This is a genomic window from Bacillus sp. PS237, assembly GCF_037963345.1.
Lineage (GTDB): Bacteria > Bacillota > Bacilli > Bacillales > Bacillaceae > Bacillus > Bacillus subtilis.
On the sequence record NZ_CP150156.1, the window covers coordinates 2,209,746 to 2,224,745 of the forward strand.

The 15,000-nt window shown below is 44.0% G+C and carries 16 protein-coding genes and 1 other RNA gene; 3 read left to right on the forward strand and 14 right to left on the reverse strand.

Annotation, left to right across the window (positions count from 1 at the left end; all coding sequences use genetic code 11):
- Positions 1–47: 47 nt before the first annotated feature.
- Genes kdgT through kdgR form a run of 4 tightly spaced genes read right to left on the reverse strand, consistent with a single transcriptional unit; the run spans position 48 to position 3,708 of the window.
- Positions 48–1,040, reverse strand: a complete 993-nt coding sequence (gene kdgT / locus NST22_RS11180) for a 2-keto-3-deoxygluconate transporter (protein ID WP_003230734.1) — start codon at positions 1,038–1,040, stop codon at positions 48–50.
- Positions 1,041–1,084: 44 nt separating this feature from the next.
- Positions 1,085–1,675 carry a bifunctional 4-hydroxy-2-oxoglutarate aldolase/2-dehydro-3-deoxy-phosphogluconate aldolase gene (gene eda / locus NST22_RS11185; protein ID WP_003230732.1) on the reverse strand — a complete coding sequence of 197 codons (591 nt, stop codon included), beginning with the start codon at positions 1,673–1,675 and terminating at the stop codon, positions 1,085–1,087.
- Between the two features lies 1 nt (position 1,676).
- Positions 1,677–2,651, reverse strand: coding sequence for a 2-dehydro-3-deoxygluconokinase (kdgK, locus tag NST22_RS11190; RefSeq protein WP_003230727.1), 975 nt, complete (start codon positions 2,649–2,651; stop codon positions 1,677–1,679).
- Between the two features lie 37 nt (positions 2,652–2,688).
- Positions 2,689–3,708, reverse strand: a complete 1,020-nt coding sequence (gene kdgR, locus NST22_RS11195) for a pectin utilization transcriptional regulator KdgR (RefSeq protein WP_003230725.1) — start codon at positions 3,706–3,708, stop codon at positions 2,689–2,691.
- Positions 3,709–3,929: 221 nt separating this feature from the next.
- Here kdgR and kduI point away from each other — a divergent pair, with 221 nt between their 5' ends.
- Together kduI and kduD are read left to right on the forward strand one after the other, a co-directional pair.
- Entirely contained in the window at positions 3,930–4,757 is an 828-nt protein-coding gene (gene kduI, locus NST22_RS11200; protein WP_003230722.1) for a 5-dehydro-4-deoxy-D-glucuronate isomerase, read from the forward strand.
- 1 nt (position 4,758) lies between these two features.
- A complete protein-coding gene (gene kduD / locus NST22_RS11205) occupies positions 4,759–5,523 on the forward strand; it encodes a 2-dehydro-3-deoxy-D-gluconate 5-dehydrogenase KduD (protein WP_003230720.1) in 765 nt (254 codons plus the stop codon).
- A 40-nt stretch (positions 5,524–5,563) separates the two neighbouring features.
- Here kduD and NST22_RS11210 read toward each other — a convergent pair whose 3' ends face one another.
- Together NST22_RS11210 and NST22_RS11215 are read right to left on the reverse strand one after the other, a co-directional pair.
- On the reverse strand, positions 5,564–7,489 hold the full coding sequence (locus tag NST22_RS11210; protein WP_003230718.1) for an ATP-dependent DNA helicase: 1,926 nt from the start codon (positions 7,487–7,489) through the stop codon (positions 5,564–5,566).
- A 101-nt stretch (positions 7,490–7,590) separates the two neighbouring features.
- The gene (locus NST22_RS11215; protein ID WP_003246090.1) at positions 7,591–7,782 is read right to left on the reverse strand and encodes a hypothetical protein; all 192 of its coding nucleotides are present in this window, start codon (positions 7,780–7,782) and stop codon (positions 7,591–7,593) included.
- Between the two features lie 163 nt (positions 7,783–7,945).
- Here NST22_RS11215 and NST22_RS11220 point away from each other — a divergent pair, with 163 nt between their 5' ends.
- Positions 7,946–8,098: a YpzG family protein gene (locus NST22_RS11220; RefSeq protein WP_010327933.1), complete on the forward strand. Its 153-nt coding sequence runs from the start codon at positions 7,946–7,948 to the stop codon at positions 8,096–8,098.
- 52 nt (positions 8,099–8,150) lie between these two features.
- Here NST22_RS11220 and NST22_RS11225 read toward each other — a convergent pair whose 3' ends face one another.
- The 8 genes from NST22_RS11225 to mrfA all read right to left on the reverse strand — a co-directional run bounded on the left by NST22_RS11225 (position 8,151) and on the right by mrfA (position 14,907).
- Positions 8,151–9,308 (reverse strand): class I SAM-dependent RNA methyltransferase, encoded by a 1,158-nt coding sequence (locus NST22_RS11225; RefSeq protein ID WP_009967571.1) that lies wholly within the window; start codon positions 9,306–9,308, stop codon positions 8,151–8,153.
- 101 nt (positions 9,309–9,409) lie between these two features.
- Positions 9,410–9,790: RNase P RNA component class B (gene rnpB, locus NST22_RS11230), an RNA gene on the reverse strand.
- A gap of 65 nt (positions 9,791–9,855) precedes the next feature.
- Positions 9,856–10,152: a cell division regulator GpsB gene (gene gpsB / locus NST22_RS11235; protein ID WP_003225629.1), complete on the reverse strand. Its 297-nt coding sequence runs from the start codon at positions 10,150–10,152 to the stop codon at positions 9,856–9,858.
- Between the two features lie 77 nt (positions 10,153–10,229).
- Positions 10,230–10,772, reverse strand: coding sequence for a DUF1273 domain-containing protein (locus tag NST22_RS11240; RefSeq protein WP_004398656.1), 543 nt, complete (start codon positions 10,770–10,772; stop codon positions 10,230–10,232).
- 88 nt (positions 10,773–10,860) lie between these two features.
- Entirely contained in the window at positions 10,861–11,088 is a 228-nt protein-coding gene (gene cotD / locus NST22_RS11245; RefSeq protein WP_010886551.1) for a spore coat protein CotD, read from the reverse strand.
- An 83-nt stretch (positions 11,089–11,171) separates the two neighbouring features.
- Positions 11,172–11,300, reverse strand: a complete 129-nt coding sequence (locus tag NST22_RS11250) for a hypothetical protein (RefSeq protein WP_003230707.1) — start codon at positions 11,298–11,300, stop codon at positions 11,172–11,174.
- A 100-nt stretch (positions 11,301–11,400) separates the two neighbouring features.
- On the reverse strand, positions 11,401–12,642 hold the full coding sequence (mrfB, locus tag NST22_RS11255) for a metal-dependent exonucleaseMrfB (RefSeq protein ID WP_004398813.1): 1,242 nt from the start codon (positions 12,640–12,642) through the stop codon (positions 11,401–11,403).
- A gap of 15 nt (positions 12,643–12,657) precedes the next feature.
- Positions 12,658–14,907 carry an ATP-dependent helicase MrfA gene (gene mrfA, locus NST22_RS11260; protein WP_003246149.1) on the reverse strand — a complete coding sequence of 750 codons (2,250 nt, stop codon included), beginning with the start codon at positions 14,905–14,907 and terminating at the stop codon, positions 12,658–12,660.
- Positions 14,908–15,000 lie beyond the last annotated feature (93 nt).

The window sequence follows — 15,000 nt, forward strand, 5'->3', positions numbered from 1 at the left end:
TTGTTTGTATAAAAGGCTGCCGGTATGTTTTGTGGCAGCCTTTTTATTCAGTTGATCGTCATTTGATTTTTTGGCGGAGGTGTTCTCCGCTTTTTCTGCTTGATTTTTTTATCTACCCACACTGTTGCCAGCGGGGTTAAGAGCGAGGTGACAATAACGCTTGTCGCGATAATTGCAGTTGCCGACTCAGCAACTGGCGCAAATGAGGCATTCGCTTCCGCTAATGCATATGGCACGGCTACAGCCGCCCCTGCCGTAGAAGAAGCGGCCACTCCCGCGACACCATCTCCCCGCGCAATAAAACGATCAAGCAAAAACAAAGAACTGCCCGATAAAATGACGACAGAAACTCCGATAAAAATGCCGAGCAGCCCTGATTGGATCAGCATTCCAAAATTCAAGGTATTGCCGAGCGAAAAGGCGAAAAATGGAATGATCGCCGGCACAACCTTGCTGAATAAGTCTCTGAGATCATGATCCAGATTTCCAAGTATACATCCAAGTAAAAACGGGATGACTGTCGCTGCCAGCGTTTCCCATGGGAATGCGGCAAGTCCCGTCACACCAAACGTCACCATGGTCATAAAAGGACCAGATTCTGTACTGATAAAGGCGAAAGCGCCCGCATCCTCTTTTCTTCCCATGTGATTCATGAGCGCCAAATACAGTCCGCCGTTCGTTTCATTCATTACCGCGACAATTGCTAAAACAGAAAGGCCTGCAAAAAAGCCGGATTGTATGCCATCGTCAGGTATAAATTGCGCTGCGATCACGCCGAGCAGCGCCGCAAATCCGATCTTCCCCAATAATAACGTGATTCCTTTTCTTGCGATATAGCCTGAAGAACGAAAATCAATCGTTGCTCCTACGCAAAAGATAAAAACACCCAGTATCGGCAGCGTTCCGGTAATCAAAGCACCCGTAAACCCTCCAAAGAACTCCGCTGTTCCAGGCGCAAACGTGTTGAGCGCCGCTCCAAGAAATAGCGGAATAATCATCATTCCGCCAGGTACCCGTTCAATTGTCGCCTTGATTTTCATATTGTGGATTCTCCCATCCTCCGGTTATGAAAAAACAATTCCACTTACACTTGGAAAACAGCCTGCAAATCCTCTTTTGAACAGCTGCCCAACTGGCTGCCGACTCCGACGGCGCCAGCTCCGGCTCTAAGCCAATCAGGCACTTCAGACGGATGTATCCCGCCTGTCGGAATAAAGGTCACCTGCGGGAAAGGACCCGCTAAATTTTTCATAAACGGAATGCCAAACACACCGCTTGGGAACAGCTTTAATGTCGTAAAACCGAATGTCAGCGCTTCCATAATTTCGCTCGGAGTCAAGACGCCGGGGATATAATGTGTCTTTACAAAAGATAGATGTTCAGCAAGATCAGCTGAAAAACCCGGACTGACAATAAACTGCGCGCCAGCCTTAGCAGCTTCCCCAGCTTGCTGCGCGCTGATGACCGTACCCGCGCCAATTAAAATATCTTCCCTATTACGGAAGGATTCGATAATATCTGATGCCCCGGGGGTCGTATACGTCACTTCAACTGCACGAATCCCTTTATCTAATAAACTCTCAATCTGCTGACAGGCCTCCTGCTTATCCTTTGAACGAATGACTGCAATCAGCTTTGCTTCTTTCAGACGGTTTTCAACGACTTTGGACTCCATATTAATAATCCCCTTTCTTTTGGTGAACCGTTCTTTGAGCAGATAAAAAAGAAGCTAATTTCTCCCTGGTCGGCAAACCGTCCATATCCCCCGGTGCCTGCACTTGCAAAGCGCCAATCGCATTTCCCCTTTGCACCGCATCCTTGTACGACAAACCGTCTAGGATACCGCTGATTACACCGACTGCAAATCCGTCTCCGGCGCCGACCGTATCAACCACCCGGTCGACCCGGCAGCCTTCTAGAAATCCTTCACTTGTCCCCGTTTTAAAGTAAGCGCCTTCTTTTCCAAGTTTAATAGCAACAAAGCTGGCACCTTTTTTCAAATAATAGTCGGCAATGCCTTCAGGTGTTTTTTCTCCGGTCAATAGCTCTCCCTCTGCGATACCCGGGAAAAACCAGTCTGCAAGCCCAGCCAGATCATTGATTGTGTGTACCATTGTTGCTTGATCAGGCCAAAGCGAAGGTCTTACATTAGGGTCGAATGAAATGGTCTTCCCTGCGTTTCTCATGTCGTTCATGACATGATACGTGAAGTCTTTCATCTCGGCTGATAAAGCAGGCGGAATACCTGTCACATGCAAATGGCCTGCGCATTGAAAATAATCTCTCGGATATTCAGCTGTAGTTAATGTGCTTGCAGCTGAGTTTTTCCTATAGTAGGTAACTTGCGGGTCGCCTTCTTTCACTTTTGACTTCAGCAGCAGCCCGGTGGGATTTTCGTCCTGCGAGCGGATCACGCGGGACACATCCACTCCCTCTTTTTTAAGCTCTTGTAAAATAAACGTTCCGAGCTGATCATTGCCGACCTTGCTCATCCATCCCATTCGAAATCCGAGTCTGGCAAGGCCGCAGGCGACATTGCTTTCTGCTCCGGCAAGCCCTTTAGAAAAAGTGGATACTTCATGAAGGCCTCCATACTCATTTGCATAAAACATGGCCATTGATTCCCCGAATGTCACCGCATCAAGCTTCATCTCTTCCCAACCTCCTCTTAGTTGAGGGCACCTAGGATTAAAGTGACTTTCTCATGATGACTTTTGCCTCTAATTCAATGGTTTGAGGCGCTCCTTTGTCACCTTCAATCCTTTTTAATACACGTTCCATCGCCGTCCTGCCCATATCATGTGACGGCTGGGCGATCGTTGTAATGCCTGGACCGATCAGTTTGTACCACTCCGTATCATCGAATCCTGCAATCCCTATATCTTGAGGGATGCGCAGGCCAAGCTCTTCCATACAGCTGATGATTTTCAGCATAATCAAGCCATTCAAAGCCAGAATCGCTTTTTTTTGCTCCGGCATTTCCTTGTGAAAAGAACGAAGCTCCGCCTTAAGCTGCTCCTTGTCCTTTACGTCAATTTCATGCAATCTGACAAGCCCGTTCACATTTTGAACCGAAGCCATTTCCTGATACACAGCTGCTCTTTCTGCACGAGGGCTGATAGAGGAAATCGGTTCGGTAAACAGCGCGACATCAGTATACCCTTTGCTGTACACCTTCTGAAGAATCTCTTTTGTGATCCATCTGTTGTCAGTCGTTACGGTATCCAGTTTCAGATCCGGCAGTTTCCGGTCAATTAAGATTGTTGGAATTTGCTGTTCAGCAAAAGCGCGGAGTACATCCTTGTTTTCCCCTGTTGCGTTTAAAATCAAGCCCTCAACCGAATGGGCTTCTAGCTTTAAGAGCATTTCCCGCTCTTTTTCAGGACTGTTATCTGTGTTGCACACCATAATGCTGTATCCATATTGATCACAAACCTCTTCGACTCCCCTGAAAGCAGCGACCGAAAAAGGATTTGTAATGTCAGCCACAACAAATCCGATTAACTTGCTTTTTTTTATTTTCAAACCTTGTGCCATTTTACTCGGCCGATAATTCAATTCTGCGATTGCCTTTTTAATGTTTTTCACTTTTTCAGGAGAAATCGCGTCAATTTTTCCGTTAATATAGCGGGAAACTGTCGATTTCGAAACTCCTGCACATTCAGCTACGTCTTTGATGGTTGTATGGCCTGTTGTTTTCTTTTTCATTCAAGTGCTCCTGTATCTCATATATTTGAAACCGATTTCAAAACCGTTACAACAAAAGAATACCATAATTTTAAAATTTGGGAAGAGTTTTTTTAATAATATGTCAATTCATTATTTTTTCGTTGACTCTTTTCACTATTTATCCTAAAATTTTCTTTGAAACCGTTACCAAAATATTTTCATTCAAGTGATGCTGAAATCCTAACCAAGGGGGAAATATAATGGAAAATCGTTATTCTGTACATCCTGAACAAGTAAAACGCTTTACAACAGAGGAGCTTCGCAGTCATTTCTTAATGGATTCTTTATTTACAGAAAACAAACTTACGATGTATTACTCACATGAAGACCGGGTTGTCATCGGCGGAGCGGCTCCAGGGCAAAGTGAACTGAAGCTTGATGCAGGTGATTTTCTAAAAACAGACTTCTTTTTGGAACGGCGTGAAATCGGGATTATTAATGTCGGCCAGCCTGGTGCCGTTAGAGTCGGCGATGATGAATATGTGCTTCAAACAAAGGATTTTCTCTATATTGGAATGGGCAATCAGGATGTATCGTTTTCAAGCCTGAACGGGGAAAAAGCGAAGTTTTACTTCGTCTCCGCTTGCGCCCACAAAAGCTATCCGACACAAAAAGCCGCCCTATCTGAACTGACACCGGACCGCCTTGGTGATGATGCAGCGTCTAATGTCAGAAGTCTGTACAAAGTCATTCATCAGGATGGCATTAAAAGCTGTCAGCTGATGATGGGAATAACGATGTTAGATCAAAACAACAACTGGAATACCATGCCAGCACACGTTCATGACCGTCGGATGGAGGCTTATCTTTATCTGGATCTTGAAAAGGACTCAAAGGTATTTCATTTCATGGGCCAGCCGGACGAAACACGCCATCTTGTTGTTGGAAATGAGCAGGCTGTCCTTTCTCCCGCTTGGTCTATTCATTCTGGCGCAGGAACATCAAACTATAGCTTTGTGTGGGCGATGGCTGGAGAAAATTACACATTTACGGACATGGATCTCATTCCAATGGATGGGCTGAAATAAGATGGGTTATCTACATGACGCCTTTTCATTAAAAGGAAAAACAGCGCTGGTGACAGGCCCGGGAACAGGGATCGGTCAAGGAATAGCCAAAGCCCTAGCCGGGGCTGGCGCTGATATTATCGGCACATCACATACAAGCAGTCTGTCTGAAACACAGCAGCTTGTGGAACAGGAAGGCCGGATATTTACATCTTTTACATTGGACATGAGCAAGCCGGAAGCGATAAAGGATTCTGCAGCTGAGCTGTTTGAAAACAGGCAGATCGACATCCTTGTCAATAATGCCGGCATTATTCATCGGGAAAAAGCGGAAGATTTTCCAGAAGAGAACTGGCAGCACGTACTGAATGTCAATCTAAACAGCCTGTTTATTCTGACACAGCTTGCTGGCAGGCACATGCTGAAAAGAGGTCATGGAAAGATTATTAATATTGCCTCTCTCCTGTCTTTTCAAGGCGGCATCCTCGTTCCGGCTTACACCGCGAGCAAACACGCTGTTGCCGGTTTGACAAAATCATTTGCAAATGAGTGGGCAGCGTCAGGTATTCAGGTCAACGCAATCGCCCCAGGCTATATTTCTACTGCGAATACAAAGCCTATTCGGGATGACGAAAAGCGAAATGAGGACATTTTAAAGAGAATTCCTGCCGGCCGCTGGGGCCAAGCGGATGATATCGGGGGGACTGCAGTCTTTTTGGCATCACGTGCTTCAGATTATGTAAATGGACATATTTTAGCAGTTGATGGCGGCTGGCTATCCCGCTGACAAATAAAAAAGCTGACGAACGATCGTCAGCTTTTTTCCATTACATCATGTGCGGTTCAACAGGCAAGACCTTTTTGACCTCATCAATGATGCGTTCATTTTCTCCGCCAGCGTAAATGTGAATCGAGCCGCTGTCTTGATTCGAGCGAATCAGGCGCCCGATGCCCTGCCGTACACGTAACAACATATATGGCAGATCAACTTCTTCGAACGGATCTTTTTTCGCTCCGTTGCGCTTCGCTGTAAATACAGGATCGTGTGGCGGGAACGGTAATGACCAAATGGTAACATTCTTCAATGCGTCACCGGGAATGTCGAGTCCTTCCCATAAGTGAACTGAACAAAGTACTGTTTCTTCTTCCTCTTGGAATTTCTCTACTAAGCTGCTGATTTCCTCATCACCTTCGAAGAAAATTGGATACGGCAGCTCCCATGCCGCCGACAGCTCTTTAAACTCGTTTAATTCTTCAAAAGAAGGGAAAAGCACCAGCGTTCTTCCTTTGTATCGTTTGATTGTTTCAATCGTTTCAGCCGTTTTTTGTTCAGCGTCCATATCTGTTTTTGCGTATAGATTAATACTCATTTGCTCGTCATAATCATAAGGGGAATCAACAGTTAATGACAAATAATCATGAATCCCAAGACTGTCGGCAATATAATCAAACGAACCGCCTTCTGACAGCGTAGCAGAAGAAAAGATATAAGGAATTTTCTTAGAAAACACTTTTTCGCCAAGTACTTCTGCTACCGTTCTCGGCATCACGACAAAGGTTGATTCTGCTTCCTTTTTCTCCAGCCAGCTGATCGCATCCTTTTGATATAGAGATAATGAATACGCCATTTGTTCAACATATTCTTCCACTACTGACAGTTCGTATTGATCAATCGTATACATTTCAGACTCAAATACAAGTGCCTCACCGATTTTATCAAGTAAACGGCAAAGCTCGTCCGCCGCCTTTTTGACACGATGGTCATTTTTTATTTCTAAACGGTGTGAACCGGCTACTTCCTTTGATTCTTCAGAAAGAACATAGAAAAATTCGTCGTTTGCGAGAAGCGCATCTTCAATCAATTCTGCAAACTCTTCTCTGATGTCATTTTGCAGCAATCGTTCTAAAAACAATTCAAGAGTAGACTGCTTCACTCTATAGGTTAGCGCTTTTTGCGCAGCAAACTCTAACAAGTGCCCCTCATCAAATACAACTGCACTATGATCAGGCAAGAGCGGCAGCTGGCCCTCTCGTTTGCGTGATTCTTCCGTCCACACATGCTCCATATAAAAATCATGGGAACAAATGATTAAGTCCGTTGACTTGCGGTAGTAATCTCTGGAAAGTGTCAGACCGCATCTGTGTCTCATATCACAAGTCAGACAGTCCTGAAACGAGTCGTAGCTTACGTCAGACCACTCTTCATTCGATAGATTTGCGTACTGCTTACGGTCGCCATACGGATAAAAGCGCTGCATCGCCTGGGACTCGTGGACAAATGACGGTAACGACTCATAAAGATCCAGCCATTTATCATCATCAGAACGCTGCATTGTTTTTTCAAGCTTCTTCAAGCATAAATATTGCTCATGTGATTTTGACAGCCTTGTATCAATTTTCAGATCAAGATGCTCAGCCAGCTTAGAAATATCGCCCTCTTTTTTCACCAGCTGTTCAATTAATGTTTCATCCGCACAAGCGATGATGGCAGGTTTGCCGACATACCTTGCATAGCTGATTGCAAAAAGAAGATATACCAGCGTTTTCCCCGTTCCCACTCCAGCTTCGGCGAACATGACTTTTTTCTCTTTAAACGCCCGCTCCAGCTGAAAAGCCATAAATACTTGCTCGTCCCGAAGATCAAACCCTTTTTCGGGAAGGATATCGTAAAACACGTCACCAATCCAATTGTTCAATTCTTCATAAAAATTCTTTGTTTTCGTTAAAGAAAAAGGCAAACGTGATGTTGTCACCTAGTTCCAACCCCCAACTATTCGACATTCAGACCACCAATAATATCATTTTCCGCTGATGAATACAATAAAAAACTTGGCAATGCCAAGTTTTTTGCAGTTTACTTACGATTGATCACATGCGACGATAAAAAAGGATGGTCTGTTGAATAAATATGTTCTACCGCTTTTTCTAAATCAGTTTGCGCATGCGAAATCACAGACGGAGACGAATCAGTCCCGAGCTCCTTCAGCTCGTTTGCTGTTGCGTCAAGCGCCCTTTGAATAAGATTAAAATGTTCGCTGTTCAGCATGAGATCACCTCTGATGGAAATAATCATCATTGTATGCGAACTTTTCATTTTATATACATGCTTTACCGCATGTTATCACCGAAACATGCACAAACTACACTTGATATTCCGTCTCCGGATTATCCGTCTTATCAACAATATTCTATCAGGGAGTGATGTTGACATGAGTTATAGAAACCGATTAGATCAGCATTCTGAACTGTTTCATCACAATTGGACGCGGCCTAAACGTTCAAAGTCTCAAGTAAACGGTCACACTGAAATGTCCCAAACCAACATTATATTGAGAAGCAACGCGAAAGCTCACCGTTGGTAACGATAGAATAGGGCTGAAAGATGAAAGAAGACGCATGCAGAGCGTCTTCTTTTTATGCGTTTTCTGTTTTCTTGCGCTGCGGTCTTACTTTTGACCAGTATTGATAATAATCCGTTTTAATAAACCCGTTAAAGAGTTTTCGTTTCTTCGTTGCTTTTCTGCCATATGCTTCCTCAAAGTTTTCATTTGATGTCAGCATATACACAGACCAAGTATCAAGCGGCTCGAACGCCTGCCCCATTTCTTTGTACATCTGCTCAACGGCTTTTTTCTCGCCGAGACGCTCTCCATATGGCGGGTTGCCGACAATTACGCCAAATTCCAGATTTGTGGTAAAGTCTTTGACCTGCATCTGTTTGAACTGGATTAGATCTCCCAATCCTGCTTCCTCTGCATTTTCTTTTGCGATTTGAACCATGCGGTGGTCTATGTCGCTAGCGAAAATTGTAAGCGGCTGATCATAATTTGCCTTTTCTTCGACTTCAAGCCGCGCTTTGTTCCACAGATCTTTACCGATCCATTCCCAATCCTCTGATACAAAATCGCGGTTGAATCCCGGGGCGATGTTTTGGCCGATTAGCGCCGCTTCTATCGCGATTGTTCCGGAGCCGCAGAAAGGATCAACAAACGGGCGGTCAGGCGTCCAATTGGTTAATTGCACCAAAGCGGCAGCAAGTGTTTCTTTAATCGGCGCACCGCCCTGATCGACACGGTATCCTCGTTTGTGAAGGCCCGTCCCTGATGAGTCCAGTGTAATCAAAGCCTGATCTTTCAATAAAGATATTTCCACTTTATACTCAGCACCTGTTTCTTCAATCCAATCATTGGCTTTGCCGGACTGCAGCTTGAGCTTTTCGACAATTGCTTTTTTGACGATCCGCTGACAGTCAGGAACGCTTGCAAGTGTTGATTTTACCGATTTTCCGATGACAGGGAATTTCCCGTTTTCAGGTATAAATGAGCGCCAGTTAATCGCTTTCGTTTTTTCAAACAGTTCATCAAATGTTTTCGCTTTAAAAGAAGCAACCTGAACCTTTATGCGGTCGGCTGTTCTAAGCCAAAGGTTCGCACGGCAGATGGCAAGTGCATCACCTTCAAAAATAACTTTCCCGTTATCAACCTTGCATTCGTATCCTAAATCTCGTACTTCCTTTGCGACAACAGCTTCAATGCCCATCGGCGCCGTTGCAATTAGTGTATACTTCTTCATCGTATCACCCTGTCTTTTAAAACTTTTCTCTTTTTCAAGATAAAAGCTCTCCTTATACGGGAGAGCTTGTTTTCATCATTTTAAATGTAAGTGGTCTAACGTTCTGTAAGCCATGTTTTGTTCCATCGTACTGCAAACGGCTCATCACCTCGTACTCAGGCGGCAATCATCTATCTACAGAAAGCATTCTGTCCTTCTCTCCGTTGAATTCCGTTAAGAAGGTTCCCCTACCAAAATTTGGGTTTCTCGCTCGAGGGGTTTACCGCGTTCCACTCTCACCATTTCTAGTGAGACTTCGTCACTGTGGCACTTTCAAGGATACTCAGCCATATCCGAAGACGTAGGCTTTTTTCCTGCCGTCAGCCTCTAAAGACTGCCCTAGCTTATGACTTCGCTAGGCACGAACACTACGGGCATCTCAGCACCGTGCGAGCATGGACTTTCCTCTACAGATTCAAGATCTGCAGCGATTACCCGAACGTTAAGAACATGAATTATTATATAACAACTGATTACAATTTACAAGCGCCATTTTTTTCAAGCGTGATCAATCATAAAGCTTGCTGCCAAAAACGTGTTTTTCTAAGTTAGACAGCCGTTTTAAAATATCAAAGTTTGTTGTGTTAGATTGCACAGGCTGTTTTTTGCTGGCTTCTTCAAGCTGTTTTTTCAGCTGCAGATTTTCCTGCTGCAGTTCTTCAATTTCTTGATGGAAGGTTTCATAATCCTTAATAATCATATCTAAAAATTTGTCAACGTCTTCTTGCTTGTAGCCTCTAACGCCTGTTTTAAATTCTTTTTCCAAAATTTCTTTCGCAGAAAGCTTTACTTTATCAGCAAGCATCTTTTTCACCTCGTATCGTGAATCATCACATATATTTTTTCAGAAATCTGTACGGTTGTCAAATTTCTCTCTCATTGTTAGTAGCTGTCTTCCTCCACTGTCACTCTCAAGTCATCCATTGTAATAAAGTAGATGGGATAGCCATCCTGTTCGCGCCTTTTTTCCGCTGTCCCAAGCATATACTTAGGGGAGCCTTCCTTTTCCGGGTCATATAAAAGCAGAAGCCCGTCGGACTTATCAATGAAGAACTGATTTTTTTGTTTGAATTGAAGCGGGCTTTCATAAGGACGGTGAGTCAGGCTTGCTTCATAGTCTGCCTGAGCCAGAACTGCTTCATACTGTTCTTTATTCGGTTCTTTCCAGTTCTTTTCCTGCTCGTAAAATGGTGTGATGACAGCTACCTTTAAGTCAGGGTATTCCTCCTGCAAATCATATGCAGCTTCTGCCGCCCACAGCTCAACTCCAAGCTGGCCCGAAATTAAAATCCATTCTAATCCTTCATCCAAAAAAGCAATCAGCCGGTTTTTAATGGCTTTTTTTATGTAATACAGCGCCTTGTCATCCTGCTTAAATATCCCCAGTTCAAACGGTTTATAGCCCGTTATTGCCAATACTTTCATCATTTCACCTGCTTTAAAAAATGGGGCTCCCGTGGGCCCCATTTGTTGTGCTGCATTGTTTACACCATCAAGCTGCACGTTTTCCATACTAGTAGTCGCAGCAAGGTTTTCCTGCTTGAAAATGCTGATGCGTAGCCGGGTCAACATTTGAGAAAGTGTGTGGAAAGTAGTGAACGTGCTGAAAATGCTGGTGGTTTACGTTTGTTGTATGCTGTGGGTGAATGTGCGGCACGATAGTCTTCGAAAACGTATGGTGTTCACAGCAATGAGTAGGATGGACAATTGGCGCCATCATATGCGGTCTGCAGTGATGCATGATAAAATCCCCTTTCCATAAACTTTATTACAATACTAAGTTATGAAAAATAAGGGGTACATGTTCTGATGCAAAGACCTATTTTAAAAGTGTGCAATTAAGCTGTCTTTAAAGTTTGAAAACACAAAAGCAATCAAAAATACCACAACAAAGAACAAGTAAAAAACACCCTTATACATACCAACTCTCCCTTTAAAAATAACTAACGTCATTTTACAGGATTCGCCGCTATTCTACAACAAAATCAATGTGAATTCAGCAAAAAAAATTCATGGCGAAACAAGTCGTCTTTTGCGCTTTCCCGGGGAATATTTAAGAGGAATATTTCCTCTTTAGCCGGGCAATTCTCACATGCAGTTTTTCAGTTTCTTTCTCTGATAAGCATGCCGCATCGCTAAGCGATTGCTCTGCTACTTGCAATGCTTTTCCGAATTCTTTTTTCTTATGCTCAAAATATTTCGCGAGCTCTATTACAGCAGCGTATCTGCACTTCTGGTTTTGCGAGCGGGACAGCTTTTCCCAAAGCGGCACTGCTTCTTCCAAGCGGTTTTGTTTTTTGTACAGGAGCGATAAATCCAGCCGTGCACTGTCCTGGTCCTCAAACGATTTTTCTATAAGCCTTTCCAACTGCTTGATCGCTTGGTCCGTTTCTTTATGAGCCATAAACCATTTCGCCATAGCATAGGCTTCACTGTGTTCTTTTGGCGCATGTGATTCTGAAAGGATTTTTTTAGACATATGGATGTACAATGAAATGAGTGATAACACATCCATTTCATTATGATGCAGGACACCTTTTAAAAGATCCGGCTCTTGCGCCTTGATAAAATGAAAGTAAAGCATTGGCGCCAAGTAGCCCGGTGTGTCTTCTAGCCTGCGGATGCCGAGCTCCTCTTTTTCAACCGTGCCAAGAGATACACGGTCCATTTTGTGTTTCCACAGGCGTCTAGCTCCATGCAAAAGATCAAAGTGGCCAAACTCCGGAAGCTTCGGAAGTCTGTCACGGATCAAGGTGTGCCTTGTTTTCACCTGCGGCCAATCAAAGGCTTTGCCGTTGTAGGTCACAAGTGATGTAATGTCAACCTCGCTTAAAAAGCTTTGGTACAAGGCGACTTCGTTCCCCGGTTTGGGCAAAAGATGCTGTTTGACTGTCACTCGGTCTTCATATACTCTCGCATGCCCAAGCAAAAAAATGGTATTCCCAGCTCCACCCCCAAGACCGGTTGTTTCTGTATCAAAGAAAAAGAGGTTGTTTTTGTTATACCCTTTTGCTGACAATGTATGCGACAGGCCGCTTTGATTCCACAGTGTGATCACTTCCTCAAGCTCAGAAAAGCTGTATAACCCATGGCGGTGAGAAAGCGGATATTCTACTTCTCTGATGAGGCAATATTCATCTTCGAAGATGAAAGGCTTCATGCCAAAAGCCTCCCACTCTTCTAAAAACGGGATGTCATCAAAGTGGTTTTCTTGTTTGCCTGCTTCTATTTTTTGTTCTCCTTCGTCGAGCGCCATGTGCTTTTTCATCCGTTGGAGTTTCCCTTTTAATGACATATCCGGCCTCCCTCCTTACGACATTTGATCCAACAGCTGCAAAATTCTTTCCTTTGCTTTTATCCCTTCTATTTCCGTACCTATACAAGACGGACAGCCGTCATGACAAGGACAATGTGTAATCAGTTGTTTCGCCGCTTCATTAATGTCTGAAAAACGTTTAAAGACTTCCTCCGCCAAACCGATACCGCCCGGATAATGATCATATAAAAATATGGTTGGCAATCCGGTATGGGCTGCTTTAATTTGAGAAACAACATGAACATCATTTCGATCACACATGATATACACAGGGACAATATGCTGCAGCACATTCGAGATGCCAAGAAGCAGCTGTTCCAGTGTCTTTTCCCCGATGTCTTCATCCGCTGTTTTGATTTCGAGCCAAGCTGCACTTGTATGCAGTTCTTCTTCCGGCAAATGAATAGGTCCAGACCCAATATTTTCAAAAGTGGTCATTTTTATTTTTTTAAAAATGGTCGGCAGGGCATTGACAGTGACGTCTCCGTAGTGCAATGACGTACGGCTTTTTTCTTTCGTTTTATCGATTTCTAATACCTTCAGCTGAACTGCCAGGTTTGCATCCGTATAATATTCGACATCGACTTTTCTGACATACGCCTTTTTATGGTCCCAATCGAGCTTCTCAACTTGATACTGAACGCCTTCATGCAAATAAATCGCTTCATCATGCAAAAGCGTCATCGCACTAAAACGGTCCATTTCACCGATAATCCTTACATTTGCAATATCCGACTGATCAACTATAACGACATTTTCCTGGGAGGCGGAACGCAAACTGATGTTTGACGCAGGGAACGACTCACTTGCCCAATGGTACCGTTCGCCGTTGCGGTGAAGAACAGCCTCTTCCTGAAGATACTCAAGAATATCACTGACTTCCATGGCTCCAAATTCTTCATCAGCTCTAAAAGGAAGCTCATAAGCCGCACACTTTAAGTGGTCTACTAAAATAATCAAATTCTCCGGATTGATTCTTGCAGATTCCGGCGAACGATTAAAGAAATATTCAGGATGCCGCACAATATATTGGTCAATCGGTGTTGAATTGGCTACCATGATAATCAAAGATTCACCGTGTCTTCTGCCGGCTCGTCCCGCCTGCTGCCAAGCACTTGCAACACTTCCGGGATACCCCGTCATTACACACACTTGCAGCTGGCCGATATCAACACCAAGCTCTAAGGCATTCGTACTGACCACTCCTAAAATGTCGCCTTCTCTCAGTCCTCTTTCGATTTCTCTTCGCTCTTTCGGCAGATAGCCTCCCCGATAGCCTCTGATTGATTTTGTTCCAATCTCTTTTTTCACAAGCTCCTGAATATGGCTTAAAATAATTTCCACCCGAACTCTGCTTCTGGCAAAAACAATGGTCTGCACTTTGTTTTTAAGGAACTCTTTCGCCAGTTCATTCACTTCTGCGGTTGCGCTCCTTCTAATATTCAGCGGTTTGTTCACAATTGGCGGATTGTAAAACACAAAATGCTTGCGTCCGCTCGGTGCGCCGTTGTCATCGACCAGCCGCATCGGTTTGCCTGTCAGCTGCTCTCCCAATTCCTTTGGGTTGGCAATCGTTGCGGAAGTACAAATAAAAACTGGATCACTTCCATAAAACCGGCAGATCCGCTTCAGCCGCCGGATCACATTTGCCACATGGCTGCCGAACACACCTCGATACGTATGAAGCTCATCGATGACGATATACTTAAGGTTTTCAAACAAACTGACCCATTTCGTATGATGCGGTAGAATGGCAGAATGCAGCATATCGGGGTTTGTAATGACAATATGACCTGCTTTTCTCACCTTTTGTCTGATTGCCGGAGACGTATCCCCGTCATATGTAAAGCTTTTAATATCAATGCCCATTTCATCAATAATTTCATTTAGCTCGCTCTTTTGGTCTTGTGCCAGCGCTTTAGTCGGAAATAAATATAACGCCCGGTTTGTTTCATCTTGGGCGATGGACTGCAGGACTGGGAGGTTGTAGCATAACGTTTTTCCTGATGCTGTTGGCGTTACGGTAACGATGCTCTCTCCTTTTTGCACATATTGAAAAGCGGAATATTGGTGAGTATATAGTTCATCAATGCCCCTTTTCGAAAGGGCCGCTTTGATTCTCTCGTCTATACTTTCGGGCATAGGCCTTGTTTTTGCTTCCCGAGGCTCAATTTCATGCCAATTCACAACGTTTTCATTTCCTTTTAAATCAGAAATGAGTTCAGTCAGTGATTTCTTTTTCATTCTTTACACCTCTTTGTCAAGTACAGTTTACCGAATATTTGTTTGCATGGCTAGGTGCAAATTTTATACAGTTGAATAAAAAAAGCAAGGCAT

Coding starts and splice junctions, on each gene's coding strand:
- kdgT (WP_003230734.1), bottom strand. CDS start 1,040: ATGAAAATCAAGGCGACAATTGAACGGGTACCTGGCGGAATGATGATT.
- eda (WP_003230732.1), bottom strand. CDS start 1,675: ATGGAGTCCAAAGTCGTTGAAAACCGTCTGAAAGAAGCAAAGCTGATT.
- kdgK (WP_003230727.1), bottom strand. CDS start 2,651: ATGAAGCTTGATGCGGTGACATTCGGGGAATCAATGGCCATGTTTTAT.
- kdgR (WP_003230725.1), bottom strand. CDS start 3,708: ATGAAAAAGAAAACAACAGGCCATACAACCATCAAAGACGTAGCTGAA.
- kduI (WP_003230722.1), top strand. CDS start 3,930: ATGGAAAATCGTTATTCTGTACATCCTGAACAAGTAAAACGCTTTACA.
- kduD (WP_003230720.1), top strand. CDS start 4,759: ATGGGTTATCTACATGACGCCTTTTCATTAAAAGGAAAAACAGCGCTG.
- NST22_RS11215 (WP_003246090.1), bottom strand. CDS start 7,782: ATGCTGAACAGCGAACATTTTAATCTTATTCAAAGGGCGCTTGACGCA.
- NST22_RS11220 (WP_010327933.1), top strand. CDS start 7,946: ATGAGTTATAGAAACCGATTAGATCAGCATTCTGAACTGTTTCATCAC.
- NST22_RS11225 (WP_009967571.1), bottom strand. CDS start 9,308: ATGAAGAAGTATACACTAATTGCAACGGCGCCGATGGGCATTGAAGCT.
- gpsB (WP_003225629.1), bottom strand. CDS start 10,152: ATGCTTGCTGATAAAGTAAAGCTTTCTGCGAAAGAAATTTTGGAAAAA.
- NST22_RS11240 (WP_004398656.1), bottom strand. CDS start 10,772: ATGAAAGTATTGGCAATAACGGGCTATAAACCGTTTGAACTGGGGATA.
- cotD (WP_010886551.1), bottom strand. CDS start 11,088: ATGCATCACTGCAGACCGCATATGATGGCGCCAATTGTCCATCCTACT.
- NST22_RS11250 (WP_003230707.1), bottom strand. CDS start 11,300: ATGACGTTAGTTATTTTTAAAGGGAGAGTTGGTATGTATAAGGGTGTT.
- mrfB (WP_004398813.1), bottom strand. CDS start 12,642: ATGTCATTAAAAGGGAAACTCCAACGGATGAAAAAGCACATGGCGCTC.
- mrfA (WP_003246149.1), bottom strand. CDS start 14,907: ATGAAAAAGAAATCACTGACTGAACTCATTTCTGATTTAAAAGGAAAT.